We start from the raw sequence: 6,068 nt of genomic DNA, 5'->3' as shown, positions 1-6,068 counted from the left end.
GTGCAAGGTCGCCGGTCCGGTACAGCCGATCGCCCTCGACAAAGGGACTGGCGATGAACCGCTCCGCGGTCAGCTCAGGGCGGTTCAGGTAGCCCCGTGCCACCCCCGCCCCGCCAATGTAAAGCTCACCCACCGCGCCGAACGGCACGGGCGCGCCATGGCCATCCAGCAAGTACACACGCGTGTTGGCGATTGGGCGCCCGATCGGGACCAATGACCCATTAAAATCAGCCGGGCAAGTCCAGATCGTCGCACAGACTGTTGCCTCGGTCGGGCCGTAAGCATTGACAATTGATGTTGGGGCCAGACTTCGGATGAGTTCTGGCTTCGGCAGCTCTCCAGCAAGAACGAGAGCTTGCACAGCCAAACATTTCGGATCCTTGTTTGTCTGAAGCAACGCTGGGGGTAATGTCGCGTGGGTGATGGCTTCGCTTTGCAGATAATCCGATAGCTTGTTACTCGCTTGACGGATGTCTTCCGCAGGCAAGTGCAAAGCGGCTCCGGAGCCAAACGCCATAACAAGCTCCCAAGCGCTTGCATCAAAAGCAATGGAGGCGAACTGCACGACGCGGCTGTTGGAAGAAGCGCCAAAGAGGCCGACCTGAGCCGACAGCAGATTGACCAACCCTTGATGCTGGACCATGACCCCCTTTGGGGTTCCGGTTGAGCCTGAGGTGTAGATCACATAAGCGAGATGGCCCGATGTGAGGCCAAGCGTGCGCCGGTCAGGGTTTGAAGCCGCCCGTTCGGCCCAGGCGGGCGTGGCCGTCTCCACATCGATGACCGTCACATCGGTCAGCACCTCGAGACCGAGTGCTGCGCGACCGACGACGTCGCAAAGCAGCAGCCGCGGCGCGGCATCGTCGACAACCTGATGCAGCCGCTCGCTGGGATATGCTGGGTCCAGCGGCAGATAGGCACCGCCAGCCTTGAGGATCGCCAAGACACCAACCACCATCGCCGGACTGCGTTCGAGGCAGATCGCAACCGGCTGGTCCGGCTTGACCCCGAGGGCGATCAGGTGATGCGCCAGCCGGTTGGCCCGCGCGTTGAGCTCGCCATAGCTCAGCCGCTCGTTTTCGCAGACCAGCGCCACCGCCTCCGGCGCCTTTTGCACCTGCGCCTCGAACAGCTCATGGACGCACAGGTCCGATGGATAGGCCTCCGCCGTCCGGTTCAGATCCTCCAGCAGATAGGTGCGCTCTTCAGCTGGCAAGATGTCCAACTCGCGTACCGGCGTATCCGGGGCATGCTCCAGCGCCTTTGCCAGCTCCTCGAGCACCCGCTGCATGTAGCCGCAGATCCGATCCGCAGAGATAGGCTCCGCCACCTGCACAGTGAGGCCCAGCGCCTCGCCAAAATCCTCCACCGACAGGGTCAGCGGATAATTGGTGCGTTCCTCCCCACCCAGCCATTCCATGCCCGACAAGACATCATCCATCCCGGAGCCGGGCACAGCCGGCGCCGTGTTGTGACGGTAGTTCAACAACGTGCTGAACAGCGGCGCCGACGCCGCAACAGCGCTGCAGCGCTGTACCAGCGCCAGCGAGGCCTGCTCGTGCGCCAAGAGCTCGGCCAGCCGGGCGTGCGTGGTTCGCACGCTCGCCTCGACCGCTGTCCCATCAAGATCAAGCCGCAGCGGCAGGGTGTTGATGAACAGCCCCATCGTGCGGTCGGCGCCAGCGCTGCCCTGCAGGCGGCCTAACAGCACCGTGCCGAACACCACCTGCTCGCGGCCGCTGCTGCGCGCCACCACCTGTCCCCACGCCAGATGGCACAGGCTCGCCAGACTCACGCCCAGCCGCCGTGCCTGTTCGCGCAGCCTCGCTTGGAGCGCTGACGGCAGCATCCGCTGCGCCTCTCGAACCCCGCTGCCGTCGCCGCGCACCTCGCGCAAGCCGAACGGCGTGCTCGGCTCGTCGATGTCGGCCAGCAGCTCCCGAAAGAACGCTTCATCGGCCTTGGCATCACGGCGTAGATGCGCCTGCGCCACCAGATTGCGGAATGGCTGCGGCGCCGTCAGCTCATGCTGGCGCCCCTCCAGCTCGGCCCGGACCTCAGCATGCATCACGTCCCGCGTCGTGTGATCCCCGATCAGATGATGCTGCAGCTCCAGCAGCAGCCAGCGCGCGCTGCCGGGCTCGCGCGCAATCATAAATCGCAGCAGTGGTGCTCGGCCAAGCTCGATGCGGTGCTGGCGCGGATCAAACCGCTCCTTAAGCTGCGCGGCGCCAGCACCATGAGCGCCATCCAGCTCGACCTCGATCACCTCCAGTCGCGCCTCCCGCCACACCACCTGGGCCGGGCGCGACAGGCCCTCCCAGACGAACGAGGTGCGCAGAATGTCGTGCCGATTCACCACCCGCTGGACCGCGGCAAGATAGCGATCGAGCAGCCCACGCTCGTCAAACGCCATCTGCGATACCAGCAGGTACGGATCGCCCTTTGCCGCCAACAGATGATGGAACAGGATGCCGTCCTGCAGCGGCGACAGGCCGTAAATGTCCTGGATGTTGCAAATCCCGCCGGGCACTGTGGCGATGATCCGGTCGATCTCGCCCTGGGCCAGCTCAATCAGCGGCAACATCTGCGGCGTGATCGCCGCACTTCGCTCGGTGATCAGGTTGGCCGGGACCGCCACCTCGTGATGGCGGCCCAGGCTTGCAGCCAGATCAGCCAGCACCGGCTTGACGAACAAGGTGCGCACCTCGATGCGCAGTGACCGCCGCCTTAGACGCTCGATCATCTGCACCGCCAAGAGCGAGTGCCCTCCCAGTTCGAAGAAGTTGTCGTGCCGTCCGACCCGCTCCAGCCCCAGCAGCTCGGCCCAGATCTGCGCCAGCACCGTCTCCGTCTCGCCCTGTGGCGGCGCGTAGGTCCGGCGCGCATACGCCTCGTCGCCCGGGGCCGGCAGCGCGTTTCGATTGAGCTTACCGTTCAGCGTCAGCGGAAGCGCCGCCAGCCGCACGAACGCACTCGGCACCATGTAGTCCGGCAGCCCCGCACTCACATGCGCCCGCAAACCGCCGGCAAGATCAGATTCCTCAGCTTCGGCGGCAACGACATACGCAACGAGGCGCTGCTCGCCGCGACCATCCTCGCGCGCCACCACCACCGCCTCGCGCACGCAGGGGTGGCCGCAAAGCCGCGCGACGATCTCGCCCGGTTCGATCCGGAAGCCGCGGATCTTCACCTGCTCGTCGTTGCGGCCTAAAAACTCCAGATTGCCATCCGGCAGGTAGCGTGCCAGGTCGCCGGTCCGGTACAGCCGGTCGCCCTCGACAAAGGGACTGGGGATGAACCGCTCCGCTGTCAGCTCAGGGCGGTTGAGGTAGCCCCGCGCCACCCCCGCCCCGCCAATGCAGAGCTCGCCCACCGCACCGAACGGCACCAGCCCGCCATGACCATCCAGCAAGTAGACCCGCGTGTTGGCAATAGGACGGCCAATCGGGACGATGGCCTCATCAAACTCAGCCGGGCAGCTCCAGGATGTAACGTCGATCGCGGCCTCAGTCGGACCGTAGAGATTGTGCAGGGCCGTCCAGGGCAATACGCGCCGAACCCTATACACACTGGCGGCAGGGAGCGCCTCGCCGCTGCATAAAACCCGCCGCAGCGATGTGCAGCGGTCAACACTCTTCGCATCCAAAAAGCTGACCAGCATGGATGGCACGAAGTGAACCGTCGTGATGTGCTGGCTGACGATCAAGTCGACCAATGCATCGGGATCTCTGTGCGCACCGGGTGGCGCCAGTACCAGCGTTGCCCCTTCAAGCAAAGTCCAAAAGAACTCCCAGGCCGAGACATCGAAGCTTAATGGCGTCTTCTGCAACACGACGTCTGTTGGCTTCAGACCATAGGCGTTCTGCATCCAGATCAGGCGATTAACGATAGCCCGATGCTCATTCTGTGCCCCTTTGGGCGTGCCCGTGGATCCCGAAGTGTAGATCACATAGGCGAGGTTGCGGGAGGTCAGGCCGAGCGCGCGCCGGTCAGGATCCGCTTCCGGCAGGCTGGCCCAGGCCGGCGCCGCAGCATCGAGCTCCACCACGCTCACAATGGCCGGCACATCCGCGCCGAAGGCGGCACGGCCAGCCACATCGGCCAGCAGCAGCGGCGGGGCCGCATCGTCGAGCACCTGATGCAGCCGCGCCGACGGATAGGCGGGGTCCAGCGGCATATACGCTCCGCCGGCCTTCAGGATCGCCAAAAGCCCCACCACCATCATCGGACTGCGCTCGACGCAGATCGCAACCGGCTGGTCCGGCCTGACCCCGAGGGCGATCAGGTGATGCGCCAGGCGGTTGGCCCGTGCATTGAGCTCGCCGTAGCTCAGCCGCTCATCTTTGCAGACCACCGCCACCGCATCCGGCGCCTTGTGCACCTGCGCCTCGAACAGCTCGTGGATGCACCGCTCCGCAGGATACGGCGCCGCCGTCCGGTTCAGCTCCTCCAGCAGATACGTGCGCTCGGCAGTCGAGAGCAGCTCAATCCGGTGGACCTCTTGCTGCGCATCGGCAACCATCGCCCGCAGCTGCGCCAGCAGATAACCACGCTGCCGCTCGATCGTCGCCTGATCGAACAGCGCCGTGGCATAACCCAGCGTCCCAGCGATCACCTCACCCTGCTCGCCAAGGCTCAGCTCCAGATCGAACTTGATCTGATCAATCTCCTCCCCGGCAGCTTCGACACTCAGCCCCGGCAGGTCCAATGACCCAACCGCATTGTTCTCCCAGGCCAGCATCACCTGGAACAATGGCGTGTGATCAAGAGCCCGGGGCGGCTGCACGATCTCCACCACCTGCTCGAACGGCAGGTCCTGATGCTCCTGCGCAGCCAGCACCGTGCGCCGCGTCCGCTCCAGAAGCTCCGACACGCGCGGCTTGCCCGACAGGTCCAGCCGAAGCGCCAGGGTGTTGACGAAGAACCCGATCAGCTCTTCGATCTCGCGGTGCCCCCGATTGGCGCTCGGCACGCCAATCACAAGATCGTTCTGCCCGGACAGACGCGACAGCACCGCCGCCCAGGCCGCCAGCACCATCATGAACAACGTCGTGCCATGCTGTAGGCTCAGCCGCTTCAACTCCCGCGTCAAATCCGCATCGACGGTGATCGGGACCGTGGCCGCGGCAAACGACTGCTGGGCAGGCCGCGCATGGTCCGTCGGCAAGACAAGACGGGCTGTGCCTGCCAGGGCGCTGCGCCAATACTGCGCCTGCTTCTGCAACCGTTCCCCCGACAGCCATTGACGTTGCCAGGCGGCGTAATCCGGATACTGGATCGCAAGCGGCGGCAGAGGGTCGTCCTGCCCAGCCTCGAATGCCCGGTAGAGCTGGCTAAGTTCACGCAGCAGCACGCCCATCGACCAACCGTCCGAGACGATGTGATGCTGGGTCAGTAGGAAGACGTGTTCCTCGTCGGCGATGCGGATCAGCCGCCCGCGGATCAGCGGACCGCGCGCAAGATCGAATGGCGTGCGCCCCTCTTCATGGCACAGATCCAAAAATGCCGCTTCCGCATCCGATCTCTCCCGCAGATCATGCTCAACTATCGGCAGACCCGCGTCCGGCGGCAGAACCTCAACCCGGGGCTTGCCTTGGGTCGCGACAAACACACTGCGCAGCGCCTCATGACGCGCAAACAGACGGTCAAGGCTGCGCTGCCAGGCGCTGCGGTCGAGCATCCCGCGCAATCGCAAGGCCAGCGGAATGTGATAGTTCGTGCTGCCTTCGTTCAGCTGAGCCAAAAACCATAGCCGCTGCTGCGCAAACGACAGCACAAGCGGCTCATGACGCGACACGGCTGCAATCGACGACAGCTCGTGCGGACCGGAGCGGCTCAACAGCTCGACGATGCTTGCCGCCAGGTCACTCAGCACTGGCCTTGCGAACAGCGTCGACAGTGGCAGTTCGACCCCGACAGCCTGTGACAGCCGGCTCGACATCTGCACGGCCAAGAGCGAGTGGCCGCCCAGTTCGAAGAAGTGGTCGTTGCGCCCGATGCGCTCGACACCAAGGAGCTCGGCCCAGATCTGCGCCAGCGCCGTCTCGACCGCACCTTGCGGCGAC

The 6,068-nt window shown here is 64.9% G+C and carries 1 protein-coding gene; it reads right to left on the bottom strand.

From position 1 onward, the window contains the following. A partial coding sequence (locus I6F33_RS37465; RefSeq protein WP_225145762.1) for a non-ribosomal peptide synthetase occupies positions 1 to 6,068 on the bottom strand: 6,068 nt, incomplete at both ends.

Source organism: Bradyrhizobium sp. BRP20, assembly GCF_020194215.1.
In the GTDB taxonomy this organism is placed as follows: Bacteria; Pseudomonadota; Alphaproteobacteria; order Rhizobiales; family Xanthobacteraceae; genus Bradyrhizobium; species Bradyrhizobium yuanmingense.
Note: the sequence above shows the minus strand (reverse complement) of the source record. Positions and strands in the feature narration are given on the sequence as shown.